Source organism: Companilactobacillus bobalius (assembly GCF_009764355.1).
The window spans coordinates 41,734-58,586 of sequence record NZ_LNUA01000010.1 but is presented as its reverse complement, the minus strand read 5'-3'; the positions used below and the strand labels follow the sequence as shown (position 1 = coordinate 58,586).

The 16,853-nt window shown below is 35.1% G+C and carries 19 protein-coding genes and 1 pseudogene; 13 read left to right on the top strand and 7 right to left on the bottom strand.

All coding sequences use genetic code 11. The annotated features are described in order from the left end of the window. Positions 1 to 92 precede the first annotated feature (92 nt). The 6 genes from ATN92_RS01800 to pcp all read left to right on the top strand — a co-directional run bounded on the left by ATN92_RS01800 (position 93) and on the right by pcp (position 5,215). Positions 93 to 542, top strand: coding sequence for a hypothetical protein (locus ATN92_RS01800; RefSeq protein WP_056954713.1), 450 nt, complete (start codon positions 93 to 95; stop codon positions 540 to 542). A gap of 6 nt (positions 543 to 548) precedes the next feature. Further along, positions 549 to 1,244, top strand: coding sequence for a zinc metallopeptidase (locus ATN92_RS01795; protein ID WP_025085738.1), 696 nt, complete (start codon positions 549 to 551; stop codon positions 1,242 to 1,244). A 112-nt stretch (positions 1,245 to 1,356) separates the two neighbouring features. Then, positions 1,357 to 2,823: a cardiolipin synthase gene (gene cls / locus ATN92_RS01790; RefSeq protein ID WP_056954715.1), complete on the top strand. Its 1,467-nt coding sequence runs from the start codon at positions 1,357 to 1,359 to the stop codon at positions 2,821 to 2,823. A gap of 137 nt (positions 2,824 to 2,960) precedes the next feature. Beyond that, positions 2,961 to 3,617: a DUF969 domain-containing protein gene (locus ATN92_RS01785; protein WP_056954717.1), complete on the top strand. Its 657-nt coding sequence runs from the start codon at positions 2,961 to 2,963 to the stop codon at positions 3,615 to 3,617. A gap of 17 nt (positions 3,618 to 3,634) precedes the next feature. Then, positions 3,635 to 4,552 (top strand): DUF979 domain-containing protein, encoded by a 918-nt coding sequence (locus ATN92_RS01780; RefSeq protein WP_056954719.1) that lies wholly within the window; start codon positions 3,635 to 3,637, stop codon positions 4,550 to 4,552. Positions 4,553 to 4,567: 15 nt separating this feature from the next. Next, positions 4,568 to 5,215: a pyroglutamyl-peptidase I gene (gene pcp / locus ATN92_RS01775; protein ID WP_056954721.1), complete on the top strand. Its 648-nt coding sequence runs from the start codon at positions 4,568 to 4,570 to the stop codon at positions 5,213 to 5,215. Between the two features lie 64 nt (positions 5,216 to 5,279). Here pcp and ATN92_RS01770 read toward each other — a convergent pair whose 3' ends face one another. After that, a complete protein-coding gene (locus ATN92_RS01770) occupies positions 5,280 to 5,558 on the bottom strand; it encodes a hypothetical protein (protein WP_056954723.1) in 279 nt (92 codons plus the stop codon). Between the two features lie 152 nt (positions 5,559 to 5,710). On the opposite strand from ATN92_RS01770, the gene ATN92_RS01765 reads away from it, so the two are divergent. From ATN92_RS01765 to ATN92_RS01755, 3 genes and pseudogenes are all read left to right on the top strand, one after another. After that, a complete protein-coding gene (locus ATN92_RS01765) occupies positions 5,711 to 6,361 on the top strand; it encodes an endonuclease III domain-containing protein (RefSeq protein ID WP_056954725.1) in 651 nt (216 codons plus the stop codon). Between the two features lie 223 nt (positions 6,362 to 6,584). After that, positions 6,585 to 7,507: pseudogene (locus ATN92_RS01760) on the top strand (ABC transporter ATP-binding protein). Beyond that, complete coding sequence (locus ATN92_RS01755; RefSeq protein ID WP_056954727.1) at positions 7,497 to 9,113, top strand: ABC transporter permease; 1,617 nt, start codon at positions 7,497 to 7,499, stop codon at positions 9,111 to 9,113. Before ATN92_RS01760 ends, ATN92_RS01755 begins: the two are co-directional and overlap by 11 nt. A 30-nt stretch (positions 9,114 to 9,143) precedes the next feature. Here ATN92_RS01755 and ATN92_RS01750 read toward each other — a convergent pair whose 3' ends face one another. After that, on the bottom strand, positions 9,144 to 9,941 hold the full coding sequence (locus tag ATN92_RS01750) for a hypothetical protein (RefSeq protein WP_056954729.1): 798 nt from the start codon (positions 9,939 to 9,941) through the stop codon (positions 9,144 to 9,146). A gap of 127 nt (positions 9,942 to 10,068) precedes the next feature. Between ATN92_RS01750 and ATN92_RS01745 the strand changes: the two genes are divergently transcribed. Then, a complete protein-coding gene (locus ATN92_RS01745) occupies positions 10,069 to 11,064 on the top strand; it encodes an aldo/keto reductase (protein WP_056954731.1) in 996 nt (331 codons plus the stop codon). A gap of 443 nt (positions 11,065 to 11,507) precedes the next feature. On the opposite strand, the gene ATN92_RS01740 is transcribed toward ATN92_RS01745, so the two are convergent. Continuing rightward, entirely contained in the window at positions 11,508 to 13,094 is a 1,587-nt protein-coding gene (locus ATN92_RS01740; protein ID WP_056954733.1) for an ATP-binding cassette domain-containing protein, read from the bottom strand. Positions 13,095 to 13,316: 222 nt separating this feature from the next. Then, a complete protein-coding gene (locus ATN92_RS01735) occupies positions 13,317 to 13,637 on the bottom strand; it encodes a bacteriocin immunity family protein (RefSeq protein ID WP_082604605.1) in 321 nt (106 codons plus the stop codon). Between the two features lie 175 nt (positions 13,638 to 13,812). Here ATN92_RS01735 and ATN92_RS19455 point away from each other — a divergent pair, with 175 nt between their 5' ends. From ATN92_RS19455 to ATN92_RS19450, 3 genes are all read left to right on the top strand, one after another. Next, on the top strand, positions 13,813 to 14,487 hold the full coding sequence (locus ATN92_RS19455) for a CPBP family intramembrane glutamic endopeptidase (RefSeq protein ID WP_056954736.1): 675 nt from the start codon (positions 13,813 to 13,815) through the stop codon (positions 14,485 to 14,487). A 23-nt stretch (positions 14,488 to 14,510) separates the two neighbouring features. After that, positions 14,511 to 14,849 carry a bacteriocin immunity protein gene (locus tag ATN92_RS01725; protein WP_056954738.1) on the top strand — a complete coding sequence of 113 codons (339 nt, stop codon included), beginning with the start codon at positions 14,511 to 14,513 and terminating at the stop codon, positions 14,847 to 14,849. Positions 14,850 to 14,920: 71 nt separating this feature from the next. After that, positions 14,921 to 15,691 (top strand): CPBP family intramembrane glutamic endopeptidase, encoded by a 771-nt coding sequence (locus ATN92_RS19450; protein WP_056954739.1) that lies wholly within the window; start codon positions 14,921 to 14,923, stop codon positions 15,689 to 15,691. A gap of 64 nt (positions 15,692 to 15,755) precedes the next feature. Here ATN92_RS19450 and ATN92_RS01715 read toward each other — a convergent pair whose 3' ends face one another. From ATN92_RS01715 to ATN92_RS01705, 3 genes are read right to left on the bottom strand one after another with little or no spacing between them, the layout of a single operon-like run. Beyond that, positions 15,756 to 16,097 (bottom strand): bacteriocin immunity protein, encoded by a 342-nt coding sequence (locus tag ATN92_RS01715; RefSeq protein ID WP_056954741.1) that lies wholly within the window; start codon positions 16,095 to 16,097, stop codon positions 15,756 to 15,758. Positions 16,098 to 16,120: 23 nt separating this feature from the next. Further along, complete coding sequence (locus ATN92_RS01710; protein ID WP_056954743.1) at positions 16,121 to 16,414, bottom strand: bacteriocin immunity protein; 294 nt, start codon at positions 16,412 to 16,414, stop codon at positions 16,121 to 16,123. A gap of 16 nt (positions 16,415 to 16,430) precedes the next feature. Then, a complete protein-coding gene (locus tag ATN92_RS01705; protein ID WP_054642900.1) occupies positions 16,431 to 16,745 on the bottom strand; it encodes a bacteriocin immunity family protein in 315 nt (104 codons plus the stop codon). Positions 16,746 to 16,853 lie beyond the last annotated feature (108 nt).

Genomic DNA, 16,853 nt, shown 5'->3' with positions numbered 1-16,853 from the left:
AGAACAATGGTTATTCCAAAAAAGAACCACAAACCACAATAAGAAAAAGGGAGGGATAAGTAATACGACCAACCACCGTATGAAATTTTTTAATGACAAACCAAAAAATGCGCGATTATCGACCTTTTATCACAAATAACTTCTGCTGGGACTTTCCCAGTCGCTTTAATCTAAAAGAAGTTAGTGAGTTTCTAGATGAGGATATCGACCCCACAACCGAATATATCTCTAATACCGCTAAAGTTATCATGAAGAACGATGGTATTTACTGGTTTATTCAAAAGAAGGATGCCAAGCAGATCTCAGCATTGATCAGTCTCAGTGACCTTGATTTGGAAAAACATTCAGCAGCATTGATGATAACTTTCAAAGGTCTAACTGATGATGAAAAGAAAGAAATCTCCGATCGACTACTCATCTTCTTGCGTGATCAAATCTTATTGACAGATATTGAAATTAACGACTTGGACCACCTAGTTCAAGAAAACTTCACAAATAATGGTTATACTATCTTTAACAAAAAGTTATTAAAGAGGAGTTAACAATATATGTATACATATGGTTTCTTTGGTCCCAGCTATCTCCTGATAATTATTGGTCTTGTTATCAGTTTATGGGCATCATGGTATGTAAATCATAATTTCAAAAAGTATGATGAAGTTCCTAGTCACCACGGAACTAGTGGTGCTGATGCTGCTAGATTTATTCTTGATAATGCTGGGCTTCAAAACGTTCAAATTCAAAGAGTTAGTGGTAAGTTAACTGATAACTACAACCCTACTAATAAAACGTTGAATCTTTCTGAATCTACCTACGATTCAACTTCTGTTGCGGCTATCGGTGTGGCAGCCCATGAGTGTGGACATGCCATTCAAGACCAAACAAGTTACGCCCCTATGAGATTGAGATCAGCTTTGGTCCCTGCTGTAAATCTTGGATCTAACTTCTCAATTCCAATCATCTTATTAGGTGTTATCTTGGGTGCAAATCAAACTCTGATTCAAATCGGAATTTGGTTATTCGCTTTAGTTGTTTTGTTTCAAGTTGTCACTCTACCAGTTGAGTTCAATGCTTCTGGTCGTGCCGTAAAGATCTTAAGTTCCAGTACACTTGTCGATAGTGACGAAGTGCCAATGGTTAAACAAGTTCTTTTCGCCGCTGCTTTAACTTATGTGGCCGCTGTTATCTCAACTGCCTTACAACTATTACGTTTGATACTAATTTTCGGTGATAACAGAAATTAAGTAAAAGTCGCGAAAGCGGCTTTTTTTATTACCAAATTATATTCAATAATTAGATTTTATTAGTATTTTGAAGTAAACTTTCTTTATAAATAAATAGAGGGGAATTTATTTTATGATTGATACTTGGATCATCTGGCTAATTCTCATAATTCTAACAGTCAATACTATATCCGCACTTATTACTGTTTTCCATAGACCTCGTAATATCGTTACTACTTGGGCTTGGATTTTAGTTCTTGTTCTACTACCAATTTTGGGGTTCCTTATCTATGCATTTCTGGGACGTGGGATTGCTCAAGAAAAGATATTTAATATCAGTAAACAAGAGCACTATAGTTTAAGCCAGCTGAAAAGAATGGCTATTGCCGCTCAAAAACGTCCGCAAAACGCCTCACGTTACGATGAGACACATTATGCGGACCACATAATAAGATTCTTCAATGAGACTGAAGAAGCACCGTTAACTCGTCATAACGAGATCAAACTTTATTTTGATGGACAAGAAAAGTTCAAGGGTATGTTTGAGGACATCCGTCAAGCTAAAGAAACCGTTCATGTCGAATACTATGCTTTTATTAAGAGTGACATTGGAGACAAATTTCTTGATCTCTTAACACAAAAAGCTAAAGAAGGATTAGAAGTCCGTATCCTATATGACCCATGGGGTTCTGGTGGAACTAAGCCAAGATATTTCAAGGAATTTCAAGCTGCTGGTGGTGAAGTCTTACCTTTTATCACTTCTAAAAATGTCATTGCTAAAACTCGTTTGAACTATCACTTGCACCGAAAGATCGTTGTTATTGATGGTACAACTGGTTGGATCGGTGGGTTTAACGTCGGTGACCAATATGTCAATACGACTGAAAAGTTTGGTTATTGGCGTGACACCCACTCCAGAATTTTTGGTGCCGCTACCCTCTTGTTACAGGAGAGATTTTTCCGTGATTGGAATGCTTCCCTAGACCGTAACGCTGAACCTTTAGCTTTCTTGGAAAAATACTTTCCATCCGATAAATTTAATTCTGATGCTAATCTGCCAATTCAGATTATTTCTGATGGACCCGATAGTCGTGAAGAAATTTTAAAAGACGGATTCATTGATATGATTGTCAGTGCTAAGAAGAGCGTTTGGATTCAATCGCCTTACTTGGTACCAGATGATGCTATGTTTACCGCTCTAACAATTGCTGCCCGTTCCGGAGTTGATGTCAGAATCATGATTCCATGTATGCCTGATCATCCCTTCATTTATCGTGCAACGCAATACTATGCCAATTTATTGACTACTTATGGTATCAAGATTTACAGCTACCAAAAGGGATTCTTGCACGCTAAGACTTCTGTCTTTGATGGCAAGATTTGTTCCGTTGGTTCAATGAACCACGATTTTAGAAGTTACTCGCTAAATTTTGAAGCTAATGCCTTTATCTACGATGCTAAAGTGGCTCATCAAATTGCTCGTTCATTTGAGAATGATATGAAAGATTCACTATTATTAACTCCAGAAATTATTAAAGAACAAGGAATGTGGCTTCATTTCAAACAACGCTTCTCTCGTTTGTTATCACCTATCCTTTAAATTCAACTTACGTAAAGACACAACCGATAATATCTTGGTTGCGTCTTTTTTTATTAGACTTTTTTTAATCATTCTAACTTTTATTAAATAATGCGTGCTAAAATAGGGAATAAATTTAATAATTAGGAGGAAACAGAATGGAATATTTAAAATTAATTGGAATCGTTATTATTATTCTTGGCTTTGCTTTCAAATTAGATACTATAGCTGTTGTTGTCGCTGCCGCTCTGGCAACTGGTTTAGTTTCTGGTATGTCCATAACTCACGTACTGACAATCCTTGGAAAAGGGTTTATGGATAATCGTATGGTTTCACTATTTTTCCTCACTCTACCAATGATTGGTGTCGTTGAAAGTCATGGTTTGAAGCAAGCTGCCGTCAACGGTATTAGCAAAATTAAAAATCTTTCTGCTGGAAAAATATTCAATCTTTATTTAGCAATTCGTGAAATTACCGATGCTATGGGTATCGCACTTTCTGGTCAAGTTCAATTCATCCGTCCTTTAATCAATCCAATGGCTCAAGCCGCTGCTAGTGTCAAAAAGCCTTTAACCGATAAACAAGTTGATTTGATCAAAGCTCGTGCCGCCGCAACTGACAACTTTGGTAACTTTTTCTCACAAAATCTATTCATCGCTTCAAGTGGTGTCCTCTTAATGTCTAGTACCATGAAATCACTCGGCTATACTGCCACACCAGCTAACATCGTACTTTACTCAATTCCAATGGCTGTCATCACGTTCTTAATTACCGCTTATTACAACAGACGTTTTGATAAACAATTTGAAGTCTAATAAGCGAGGTTAAATATATGAATGTTAATAATATTCTAGAAATCTTCTACGTTCTAATTGGTTTGATTATGGTCTTCGCCAGTATCGAATCATTCCGTGACAAAGATAATTCAGCTCGCATTGGTACCGGATTATTCTGGTTAATCATGGGCATTATCTTTGCTGTTGGAAAATACTTACCTAATCTTGTCATCGGTCTCTTGATTGTTTTTGTGGGTGTACTTTCCTTACTCAAGCAAATCAAAGTCGGTAAGCTAAAGGAAGTTAATAAAGAAATTGCTGAAAAATCAGCTAAGCGTTTAGGGGCTTGGTTATTCTTCCCTAGTGTTGTTCTTGCTATCTTCTCTATTCTAATCAGTCAGTTCACTAAATTAGGCGGTCAAGTCGGAATCGGTATTGCTTCAGTAATTGCCTTGATTATTGCTATGATCATATCTAAAACTGATGCTAAAACTACTTATCATGATAGTGAAAGAATGGTTCGTTCCGTCGGAACTGCCGGTGTATTGCCACAGTTGTTGGCTACACTAGGTGTTATTTTTACTGCTTCTGGTGTTGGCGATGTTACTTCCAAAGCCATTTCAGGTGTCTTCCCAGCAGGTAATCACCTCTTAGGAGTAGTCCTATATTGTGTCGCTATGGTAATTTTTACCATGGTAATGGGAAATGCTTTTGCTGCCTTTGCCGTTATTACAGCTGGGATCGGTATTCCCTTTGTTGTAGCTCAGGGCGGTAACCCTGCTGTAGTTGCTGCATTAGGTATGACATCTGGTTATTGTGGTACTTTAATGACACCAATGGCTGCTAATTTCAATTCTTTACCTGTAGCATTGCTAGAAATGAAAGATAATCTAGGCGTCATAAAACAACAATATCCAATTGCACTAACTCTATTAGTCGTTCAAATTATATTAATGTACTTTTTAGCATTTTAAGGAGGAAGTTTTATTATGAAAATTCTTGTAACTGGTTTTGATCCCTTTGGTTCTGACAAAATTAATCCGGCTATTGAAGCTGTAAAGAAATTACCCGATACAATTGCTGGAGCTGAAATTATTAAAGTAGAGATTCCAACTATCTTCAATAAATGTGCTGAAGTCGTTCATCAAGCTATTCTTGATAATAAACCCGATTACGTTTTGGACATTGGCCAAGCTGGTGGTCGTTACGCTTTAACACCTGAAAGAGTTGCCATCAATTTTGACGATGGTCGAATTAAAGATAATGCTGGTTACCAACCTCGTAATCAACCAATCCATGAAGATGGACAGACTGCTTATTTCACACAATTGCCCGTTAAAGCTATGGCACAGGCGATTATCGAAGCTGGAATTCCTAGTCAAGTTTCCACAACCGCCGGAACTTACGTCTGCAACCACATCATGTATCAAGTTCAATACATGATTGATAAAGAATTCCCTGACTTAAAGGCTGGTTTCATGCACATTCCCTTCTTGCCTAATCAAGTTTTGAATCGTCCTGAAACACCTTCTCTTTCACTAGCTGACGATGTTAAGGGAATTACTGCCGCCATTACAGCCATTGTTGAGCGCGATGGTAAAGGTGATATTGAAGTTATCGGTGGTAGTTTGAATTAAACGCTATCAAAAAAACAAAAAAAGTTCTAAACAAAGAATTTACTCTTTGCTTAGAACTTTTTTACTATAGATTACTTGATTCATAAACCTTGTGAACGACTCTTTGGTGATACAAGTCGTTTCCTTGTCCCCAGAAAATAAAACTTAGCGATACGTAGATGATCGCAAGTAGAATATTTGTAGCGTTGAATTGCATTAGGCTAGATAACATCAACCAGACGATAAATCCAATTGATAGTACCGGCACAATAGCTCCTAACCATACATGTGAATTATTTGCTAAAACATATTTCTCAAGAATCAAGGAGGCTATTGAACCAATCACAAAAATTGTCCCTAACATAATTACACCCCCTGTAATTAACTCAGCGATAAATATGATAACACTATTTATTTTCTGAAATAAAACCATATGTCTATGAAAACGTCTCCAAGAAGTAATTCCGGACAAATTTAGCCGGCAAGTGGATAATAACGTTTAGGGGGATATTCACTTTGTACAAACAAATTACGATTTATGACTTATTAGATATACTGCACCAAAAATTGGGCGAGCAAAACTGGTGGCCCGCTGAAAATACTGAAGAAATGTTAACTGGTATGATTTTGATTCAAAATACTAACTGGAAAAACGCCGATCGTTCGTTAGCTAATCTCAAGCAAGTAACCAACTTTGAAGTCGATAAAATGCTAGCTGTACCACAAGATCAATTGCAAGAATTGATTCAACCTAGTGGCTTCTTTCATAATAAAGCCATCTACTTACGTTCTCTACTGACGGCCTATCGAAATAATTTTGCTGATTGGGAGAAACTCCCTACCAACTTGTTGCGTAAACGATTAGTTGCTCTCAAAGGCGTTGGCAACGAAACAGCTGATGTCCTATTACTCTACTACTTTCATCGTCCTACCTTTGTCGCTGACAATTATTCCATGAAGTTATTCCGTCATTTGCATACTTTCATTGAAAAACCAACTTACATGCAATTGAAAAATGCCGTTGAACGAGATTTCAAATTAACATCCAAGCAAGCTGAAGAACTTCACGCCTTGATTGATGAATTCGGTAAGCTCAAAAGTGACTTCTTCGACGATTATCAATTACGTTTACCATATTTAACGCCCAATAATACTGTAAAAGAATAGATGAATAACGCCATTTTCATGAGTACTTAACTTGTGATACTCGGGCCTCTTTAGCAATTTCTGCTATAGAAGCCTTTTTGTTTCTGATATCCTCCAAAAAGATCGTCAAAATGATTTATTTCCAACTTTCCTTCTTATTGACATGCTTATTTTCTGGCTCTAATATACTCGATAAATAATGAACTATTCAGGAATATATATTTCATTTTTAGGGGTAATTATTATGGATAATGCAAAAATTCCTACTTTACATATTGAACATCTTCAAAAGAAATTTGGTAAATTTGAGGCCTTAAAAGATATTACTTTCGACATCTATCCGGGAGAAGTATTTGGCTTCATTGGTCCAAATGGAGCTGGCAAGTCGACTACCATTCGTACTTTATTAGGTATTCTACGCGCTAGTGGTGGCAAGGCTACTATTTTTGAACAGGATATGTATTCAAAGATGCCGTTGCCATTCACCGTCGACTTGCCTATGTTCCTGGCGATGTTTATCTTTGGCCTAATCTCAGTGGTGGTGAAATTATCGATCTTTTTTTAAAATTAAGCCACACTAAACATTCGGCAAAAACTGACCAATTGATTAAATCCTTCCAATTAGATCCAACTAAGAAAGCACGTACTTATTCTAAAGGGAATCGTCAAAAAGTAGCGTTAATTGCTGCATTCTCAACTGATGCTGATTTCTATATCTTCGATGAACCGACGAGTGGTCTTGATCCTTTAAACGAAGAAATCTTTCAAAAAGAGGTTCTCCAGTTAAAAACTAAGGGCAAAGCAGTTCTTTTATCCAGCCACATTCTCTCTGAAGTGGAGAAAATGTGTGATCGTATCGGTATCATCCGAGAAGGCAAAATTGTTGAGACCGGTACTTTGGAACAAATGAGACATCTAACTAGAACCATTATTAAAGTTCAAACCAAAGCAGCTATACCCGATATTCAAAACCTAACGGGAGTTCACAATGTGAATTTTGATAATAACGGCGTTACAACTTTGGCGGTTGATTCAGAAGAACTTGATAACATCATGAACTACTTAGCTCAAAAACAGATTCTTTCATTACAAGCAACTCCACCTACTCTTGAAGACTTATTCCTCCGTTATTATGACTCGAATGAGGTGTCAGATAATGCCAAATGATAAATTTCAAAAAACGCTTTTTCTTACTCGATTCAACTTAAAACGTGATTGGGTGAAACTTATACTTTGGGCCATCATCCTTATTGGATTGTTCGTTGGCGTAGCTAGTAAATTCACTAACCTCTATGGTAATAAGTCCTCAATTGATCAAATAATCAAGACTCTGAAATCACCCGCTATGATCTCACTCTTTGGTAAAATGCCAGCTGGTCCTTATACGACTGCCGATGTCTTTGCTTCAGAAATGACTGTCTTTATGGCTATCGTTACTGCCATCATGAACTACTACTTCGTTATTCGTAATACTCGTGGTGAAGAGGAAAACGGCATTCTAGAAATGATTCAGGCCCATTCCGTTGGTCGCTTGTCTAATCTTTCAGCAACTTTACTAGAAAGCTTTATTTTGAATTTTGGAATTGGTTTGGTTTATGCCTTGGGGCTGGAGTTTGCCAATCTGAATGGAACCGATACTAACGGTAATTTTCTTTTAGGACTAGGATTGGGTGCTTGTGGTTTTATGTTTACCAGTATTGCTGCTGTAATATCCCAATTGACGGATAATGCACGAACGGCAACCATCCTCTCCTATATAGTTTTTGGTCTCATGTACCTTCTACGAATGATCACGGATGTGACTAAGCCTAGTTACACTTGGTACGTTCCTATGGGTTGGGTAGAAAAATTCTCAACTTACAAAGATAATAATTGGCTCCCAGTTTTCTTAATGTTACTACTATCGATTTTTCTAATATTGATTGCCTTCACACTTAATGGGCATCGTGATATTGGTTCAGGATTAATTGCCACTAAACCTGAAAGAAAGGAAGCCAGTGTCTTATTGCGCGGACCGTTTTCCCTACTTTGGCGTTTAAATCGACTGAACATCTTAGTTTGGTTCTTTGGTGTGATGATCTTGGGTGCTAGCTATGGTTCAGTTTTCAACACTATCGGGGATATTGTCAAAACCAATCCCATGTTCAAACAATTACTTGATACTAAGGCTATCAATGCGGCCAATATCTTAATCATTAAGCAGTTCCTATCGATTCTAATGATTGTCTTCGCTGTTCTTGCTTTAATTCCGGGAATATCTTTGATCAACTATCTCAAGACTGGAGAGAACAAAGGATACTTAGAAATTATCCATTCAACATCAACCAGTCGTCTCAAACTCTATGCTTCAACCATCTTGCTTGCTACAATTACTAGTTTGCTGATCTTTCTAGCTGGAAACTACGGTCTCTATGCCAGTGGTAACGCCGTTATGAAGCAACACTTAGTCTGGTATATTTTCATGCGTGGATTCTGGGGTTACACTCCTCCAATTATGATTTTTCTCGGAATATCAACCTGCTTAGTCGGTTGGCTGCCAAAACTCATCACTTTAAATTACGGATATTTGATTGCGGCTTTCTTCGTTCAATACTTTGGAAAACTGCTCAAATTGCCCGACTGGTTAAATAAATTAACACCTTTTGGATATATCACTAAAGTTCCCGTTAAGAACTTTGATCCCACTACCTTTTGGTGGCAGTTATCAATAGCAGTTATTTTAATCATTATTGGTTACTTAGGTTATCGACGTCGTGATTTGATTATTAATTAAAAAACTCTCAACTTTTCGGCTGAGAGTTTTTTACTCATTCCAGTAATCGGTCAACGCATAAAGATTCTTAAATTCAATATTATCCTTTAGCTTTTTAAATTCAGGATTATTCAAAACAAATCGTTTCTTATCTTTAACCCACAAATTAGTTCTTGGATTCTTCAATAGATAGAATTGATCAAATTTGATTCCATACTTATTACCATAAATACTTTGACGAGTTGAATCATAAGCCTCACTAGTCATCTTGAAGGATTTAAAAGAACCAATTATCACACTTCCTATCTTAGGAACAGGAATATCTTTTCGAACCATTAATACTTTTTGGTCCGGATCGAATTTTTTATTCAAGTATTCACCTTCAATACTGCTAAAAGCATATTTGGCCTTTGTTATACCGCTTCTAAAGACAGTGTAAATACGCTTATTTTTGACTGACTGGTCGCCATGCCACACTTTTTTAACCAATATAGTTGCTTTCGTCTCAACCATTTCTGACATAGGCTCTAAATTTAATATCACTCCTTCAAAAATAGTTGGATTACCAGTGTAAAAATGATCTTTCAACGAAAACTTATCCTCATACTTTGAACTATGACCATCTTTAGGATTCTCATAATTCATCTGTATCTTTTCTAACAAGGACAAATTATCATGATAAGCAATCTGAGGAATATCTTTAGTTAACCTCTTCCATTGGACTTCGTTCTTAACCAACTCTTCAGAATTCTCACTTTTATTTGCTTCTTTGGTTCCATTAAACTTTGTAATATTTATAGCTAAAATAATTATCAATAAAAATATCAAAGAAATACTAATTTTTTTCAACCTTCTCCACCACCTCCTCAATCAAGTTATCAAAAAGATGTTTAAAGATTGTATAATCGAAATTTGCGTAAACGTTTCCAGTGACATATTATTGAGCTAATGAGTTTTTTTACGAAAGGATGATTCTATGTTTAAAGCTTCAGATAGTCGTTATCAAGGAAAACATATTCGTCATGCTGGTAAAACTGGTTTGATGTTGCCACCAATCTCACTTGGACTCTGGCATCACTTCAGTAGTGCTGATCCATTGAGCGAACGTAAACAAGTTATTTTGCATGCCTTTGACAAAGGTGTTTTCCATTTCGATGTTGCTAACCATTATGGCGACGGCACTAAAGATGGTTTAGGCAGTTCCGAGACATTGTTGGGACAAATCTTAAACAGTGACTTGAAACCATACCGTGACGAATTAGTTATCTCAACTAAGGCCGGTTATGAAATACACGATGGCCCTTATGGTGTTGGGACTTCAAGAAAATCATTGTTACAAGACATTGATGGTTCCCTAGAAAGACTTCAATTAGACTATGTTGATATTTTCTACGCTCACCGTTATGACGATACAACTCCAGTCGAAGAAACCGTCAGAGCCTTAGATGATATTGTCAAATCTGGTAAAGCTCTATATGTTGGAGTTTCCAATTTCGAAGTTCCTGAAATGAAACAAGCTATTAAGATGTTTAAAGAATTAGGCACACCATTTGTTTTGGATCAAATGAGTATGAATATCTTGAATCATCATGTTGAAGATAGTGGTCTAATCGATGTCCTTAAAGATGCTGGTGCCGGTGCTATCGCTTATGGACCTCTATCCGAAGGATTATTGTCAGATAGATATCTTAACGGTATTCCCGAAAGCTTCAAGATTCATCCTACTAACGAAGAACTCTTCGCAGATGGTAAAGATGCTCTAGTTAAAAAACTAAATAAGCTTAACGACATCGCTCAAAGTCGTAACCAAACGCTTAGTCAATTAGCACTAGCATGGTTATTAAGAGATCCTGTTGTTGCCAGTGTCATCATTGGAATAACCAACGTTGATCATTTAGATGACAACCTCAAAGCACTAGATAATCTTGATTTCAGTAGTGATGAAGTATCAGCTATCACAAACATTCTTTAATAAAAAAGAAAAATAATTTAGTCTAATAAGACGAAACGGCCTCAATTAAGAAATTCAAGTAGAAGATATATCTTGAATACTTAATTGAGGCCGTTCTTTTGATTTAATTTCTATATTCGTAGATTAAAAATACTAAAATATCCATAATACTAGAACTAAGGAACCAGTCGGTAGTAAAAAATTTGTGGGCCCTCAGTGGTGCAATTTTACTTAGCTTGCGTAGCAAGGTTAGTAAAAGACCGAGCTTCAAGATCCATGATTTCGCACAAAGTGCGGAATTATTAGCTTGAAGTCGTGTCCACCACGTTCCAGTGGCCCACAGATTTTTTGCGGACGACGGCATATTTCAACCATATTAGTTGGTATTTAGCTACAACCAAATTTAAGAAAGAACCGTAATTTGATTACCTGCTATTATTTGTTTTAAACACAAAAGATTTTTATCACTCAAATTGAATTATACGATCAAACATAGACTTCTCTTGTTCAGAAATTTTATGTGCAACTTCAATAACCGCAATTTGAGGATTTTTCAATATTGTATTGTGGATTGCCAATGATAATTCTGGATCCAAAGCACTAGTTGCTTCATCTGCCAACAGAATTGGTCGTTTAGAAAGTAATGCTCGTGCAATCTCAATTCTTTGAATCTGACCACCAGAAAGATTGGCTCCATTTTCACCAACTTGATAATCCCATCCTTTTTCCCCAACTAAACTAAATAATCCTGATTTTTCAACCACTTCTTCCATTTCAGAATCAGTTACTTTTCTCCCCAAAGAAATATTGAATTTCAACGTATCATCAAAAATGAATGGTTTCTGATTTACATAGCTGAAACTGTCATGAGCCTTTTGCCAATCACCTGTTACGTCCATTTTATCAATATAAATTTTTCCATCGTTAGGTTTGAGTTTACCCAGTATTAATCTCAAAAGAGTCGTTTTCCCCCAACCACTAGGTGCCATCAATAAAACTTTTTCATTCGGATGTACTGAAAGTCCCAAATCCGAGAATAAAGTCTTATCTTTAAGTTTATAAGTTAGATTATCAACATCCAATCCTGTAAACTTCGTATTATTAACTGATACAGGTTTTGCTTCATCAAATTTCAAAGCTTTCTCAACTTTATCCCACATGGGTTTAGTTGATTGAATTGAATTAATCTGTTGAAAAATATTGATAACTGGATTAACAAAATCATTGGAAAGCTGAACAATCATGACCAAAGTACCAGCACCGATATGACCTTGGAACATCAAAATGGCACCGACTAAGAAAGGAATAATAAAACTAAAAATCTCCGCTACGGCCATAATAATTTCACCCGCTACGGCTTGAGTATAATTCAAACTCTTAAGCGCATTTTCCATTCTCTTAGCACCATCAACGACTCTACCGACGATTGGGATTTGAACATCATACAGATCAGCAGTTGCGGCACCATTTAAACCATCGCTGACATTCTGGGTATAACTAGCATTAGCCTTTTCCCAAGCTTCTGATTTGGATTGAATCTTTTTGGTAAAGAATTTCTGAACAAAGCCTGGAATTACCGTTGTAACGATGAATAGTAATGTTAAAATCCAAGAATTAAGTAAACCAACTGTGACTGAGACTACAAAAGACATGAATTCAGTAATTATGGTTAATTCGTTCAATATTTTTAAAGTTTCAATTTGTTTAACGTCATTCGTCATCAGACTCAGACCATCTTTTTGCGAATCATCCTGTTGTTCAATCAGGTAGGCCATTGTCTTTGCTTTCAAATGTACATTGATGTCTTTGACAATATCAAATTTGAGGTAACGATAGGCAAAATTGAAAAACATAATTAGAATAATTGCTAAAGCACCACTTGCTGCGACTGTTATTAATTGTTTGACACTTCCTTGCCGATATTGTGCCATGTTCAACATGATCTTAGTAATATAAGCGATGACCACATTTCCAAAAGCATACACAATCGATAGTAGAAAGTACAAAATCATCTTCCCTTTAGAAGTGAAACGTAACGATAAATTTGCCATAGTTCCCCTTTTCCAAATATCATAACGAGAGATATTTTGCTTCACTTAGCAATCAAGTATTAAAAACATTTAATAATCAATACCCCACAAATACCAATATATAAACATCATCTTGATTTAATTATATATTCTACTACTGGATAATTAGAATTCAAGCAACCATATTAAATTATTTCTAATTACGAATTGTACAAAAAAAGCAAGCCTCAACAGGTTTGCTTTTTAATTTATTGAACCGAAAGTAATATTGGTTGAAATCAATCCATAACCCAGATTCAAATCACGCATTTCTTTTTCACTAGGGTTATGTAACTTATCCTTTATATATTGATACAGTGCTCGATTATTCCTAGGCAATCCCATAGGAACAATGTAATTGTCGTGGCAACTTTGGTAAATATCGGCACATACCTCAACTTCTTTTCCACCAGCTAACAACTTTTGAGCAGCTTTCAAAAGTGAATCCTTGTACTCTTTAGGTTGCTCAGAAAGATCCTCATTATATGCCGTATCGATTAGATCGAACAATTCTTGATTCTCCATACTCACATCCCCAATCTTTAACTTCTAACTATATTATAAATCATGCCAAATATTTCTCACGTTTATACGGCTTTTCCCAACGTTAATATCCTTTTAAATCAAAGGATTATTATTTCTACTATAATTAAACCTATCTTCCTTTTTATCAAAAAAGAACACGGGGTTAGCAATTAATATGAATAAAGTAAATTACAGAGTTTTTCCGATAATACTTATATATATGTTTGTCACAGAATTTCTTCTGAAGATATTAGAGCAATTTTTAAGTCAAACTACTTCAAGTTTGATATTCACAGCACTTCATATTCTTATATGCATATCTTTGATCTATCTATTAAGAAGTAATTTCAAAGATGATTTGAATCATCTATTTAGAAGTTTTAAAGCCATATACATTATTCCAATATTTGTGGTTCTAGATTTGGCCTATCAAATCATAATTCAAAATATCATTCCAGCAAATCCAAGTAATCAAAGCGGATTAGAGAAAGGCGTACATTCCAGTGGTTCTATTGGCGTCTTAATACTATTCATTCTTATCGCTATTACCGGCCCAATAGTAGAAGAGGTAATTTTTCAATATTTTATTCAACATACACTACTCAAAGGATTCCTCTCACGATTCAATTTAAATAGAAAAGCAATCGCCATTATTAGCATCGTAATCACAACAATTCTATTTATGATATTTCATATTAACAAATTGAGAGACATACAAAATATTTCTTTCCTACAATATTCTGATTTGATTTTCTTCGCTATCATATACGAATACTCAGATGATAATTTAATGTATCCAATACTCATGCATATTATTTTAAATATAATTGGATTCATTTCGATATTATAAATAATTACTATAGAAAGGATTCCATGCGTAAATCTCAAAAGATCAACGAAATAAAATCATTAAACAAATTACTCAAAGAACTAAATTCATCTCTACCTCCCAATGCGGACAATCTCAAGTCCACAATTCAAAAAGTATACCTTCAAATAAATAAGTCCGATAACGTCAGTAAAAATTATAACGAAATTCACGATGCCCTTATTACTTTAAATAACGCATTACAGCAGGCTGCTCTAAAGAAGACATACCACTTCAGTCCTGAGCAAAATAAGATTATACATGAGATTAACTCTGTAGAACACAAGTCATTTTGGCAACAAATTTCTACTGTAATAAATGGTCCAGCATTCTTCCACTCCTAAACTATTTAGCAACCCAGTAGCTAGAGTTATCACACAATTATTAAACAACTTAATTAGATTGGTAGTGAATTATGACAAACACAATAAGGTTCCCTAAAAAACAAATAATCTTTTTTGTACTATTAGTAATATTCGACAATTTTATATCCAGACCAATTTTTGATTATTTCAAAATAGATAATTGGCAACATATAATTGCATTTAAACTGGTTGAACTTATATTTGGACTAATTCTAAATAATTTGATATTTCGTCAGAAAATCTACTTTAAATTATCAGTTGGTAAGAATACTAAAATATTTTCAATAACGCTCATATTGATTTCAATATTGTCATCAATATCTAATACCAATCACCTTTTTATTTCGTTACTTATTGGATTATGTGCAGCAATCCCCGAAGAATGCTTATTCAGAGGCATAGTCCTAGGTAGTCTCTTAAATGATAACAATAAAAATATGGACAAAAGAAAGTTACTATTCTGTTTAATTATATCTAGTATCTTTTTTGCCCTTTATCATATCGGAAATATTCATTCACAGAATTTGACCATGACTATAATGCAAGTATTTGAAACATTTGGAATGGGTTGTCTATTTGGCGCCGTATATATACGTAAGGGAAGTATTTTGCTATCTTTCTTACTACATTTCTTCATAGATTTCACTGGAACTATTGGAAACGGACAGATAGTCAATAATTCTCCGTCCCAATATAAATATTCTATCGTTATCTCCCTTATATATATGCTTATCTTTTCCATCATTGCCTTCAATATCTTAAGCATTGATAACAAATCAAAGTGGGAACTGCCTATTAGAATCAGACTTTCAAACCAATAACAAAAAATACTCTTAAAGTCATCAGACACAGGTCTATTAACTTTAAGAGTATTTTTACTATCCATTAACGACGAGGCATTTTTTCAAACAAACCGTAAAATTGAGATTTATCATTAAAGTTTGCTCGATTTCTACCATTGAGTCCCGATCTCTTTGAGAGGTCGCCCAACTCAATCAAAAGATTATCTTCTTCCCTAGAAAAATGAACTCGACCGAAAGCTTCCATATATATGTAATTTACCAGTCTGCTTAACCAAGCTTCAGGATTATCAACTGTATCCAATTTCATATAAACCTGACTTAATACATCCGTGATATTCAATAAATATGGTGATTGATCTGGATGCTCATGTAAAGCGTCATATAACTCGTGAATAACTTTCTTCGTTGTTTTTATATCTAGCATAGACATCTCTCCCCGTGTGTAATTTAGTTAGCGAACCAAGTCAGTATCGACATAAATCCTTTATATTTGTTAGCATCATTTTGCAAAAATTTTGATAGTTCAACAATTGATTTAGGCGCTTTTAAACCATGCGTAAATGTATAAGTACTAATTGCATGTTCCAATTTAGTTGCCACTATATTTTCAGCATCGCCTTTACCTAACTTGAATTGTGCGTTACGTAAAATTTCAGTTAATTCTTCATTATTTTGTACAGCTTCATCGTTCAATGATGAAGTTATTAAATAGTTTAGTTGCGATTCCCGACTTTTTAACATTTATATCCCCCAATTCTTAACTTAAATAACTACTGTTAAAACCTATATATCCCAAGTTAGTTCCAATAGGTTTCATCTTGATCAAAATTGGATTTACTACATCATAAAAGTGAGAAGCATCAGGTGTTAATCCTTTATTCTTTAAGTCTAACTGTTGAAAACTTACAATTATTTGGTTGAGGACAGCTACAGTATATCTTCCCTTTTCCAAATCAGCTTTAGCCATGAGTCCAATCTTACGTTCGTCGTCAGAAATATTAGGATTCAAAACAAAATCATAAAGCTCACTCAATAAAATCTCTTCTTCTTTTTCATTTTTATCAGGCATAATTAATCCTTTCTTGGTCACTTCTTACAATAATTTTAATTCAGTTTTCAGATTTTTTGTGAAAAACATCCTCAAATACCGTTATCAACATCCTCAATGAAAAATTTGTTA

Excerpts from the sequence above, each read along its gene's own strand:
- ATN92_RS01800 (WP_056954713.1), top strand. The coding sequence starts at position 93 with ATGACAAACCAAAAAATGCGCGATTATCGACCTTTTATCACAAATAAC.
- ATN92_RS01795 (WP_025085738.1), top strand. The coding sequence starts at position 549 with ATGTATACATATGGTTTCTTTGGTCCCAGCTATCTCCTGATAATTATT.
- cls (WP_056954715.1), top strand. The coding sequence starts at position 1,357 with ATGATTGATACTTGGATCATCTGGCTAATTCTCATAATTCTAACAGTC.
- ATN92_RS01785 (WP_056954717.1), top strand. The coding sequence starts at position 2,961 with ATGGAATATTTAAAATTAATTGGAATCGTTATTATTATTCTTGGCTTT.
- ATN92_RS01780 (WP_056954719.1), top strand. The coding sequence starts at position 3,635 with ATGAATGTTAATAATATTCTAGAAATCTTCTACGTTCTAATTGGTTTG.
- pcp (WP_056954721.1), top strand. The coding sequence starts at position 4,568 with ATGAAAATTCTTGTAACTGGTTTTGATCCCTTTGGTTCTGACAAAATT.
- ATN92_RS01770 (WP_056954723.1), bottom strand. The coding sequence starts at position 5,558 with ATGTTAGGGACAATTTTTGTGATTGGTTCAATAGCCTCCTTGATTCTT.
- ATN92_RS01755 (WP_056954727.1), top strand. The coding sequence starts at position 7,497 with ATGCCAAATGATAAATTTCAAAAAACGCTTTTTCTTACTCGATTCAAC.
- ATN92_RS01745 (WP_056954731.1), top strand. The coding sequence starts at position 10,069 with ATGTTTAAAGCTTCAGATAGTCGTTATCAAGGAAAACATATTCGTCAT.
- ATN92_RS01740 (WP_056954733.1), bottom strand. The coding sequence starts at position 13,094 with ATGGCAAATTTATCGTTACGTTTCACTTCTAAAGGGAAGATGATTTTG.
- ATN92_RS01735 (WP_082604605.1), bottom strand. The coding sequence starts at position 13,637 with ATGGAGAATCAAGAATTGTTCGATCTAATCGATACGGCATATAATGAG.
- ATN92_RS19455 (WP_056954736.1), top strand. The coding sequence starts at position 13,813 with ATGAATAAAGTAAATTACAGAGTTTTTCCGATAATACTTATATATATG.
- ATN92_RS01725 (WP_056954738.1), top strand. The coding sequence starts at position 14,511 with ATGCGTAAATCTCAAAAGATCAACGAAATAAAATCATTAAACAAATTA.
- ATN92_RS19450 (WP_056954739.1), top strand. The coding sequence starts at position 14,921 with ATGACAAACACAATAAGGTTCCCTAAAAAACAAATAATCTTTTTTGTA.
- ATN92_RS01715 (WP_056954741.1), bottom strand. The coding sequence starts at position 16,097 with ATGCTAGATATAAAAACAACGAAGAAAGTTATTCACGAGTTATATGAC.
- ATN92_RS01710 (WP_056954743.1), bottom strand. The coding sequence starts at position 16,414 with ATGTTAAAAAGTCGGGAATCGCAACTAAACTATTTAATAACTTCATCA.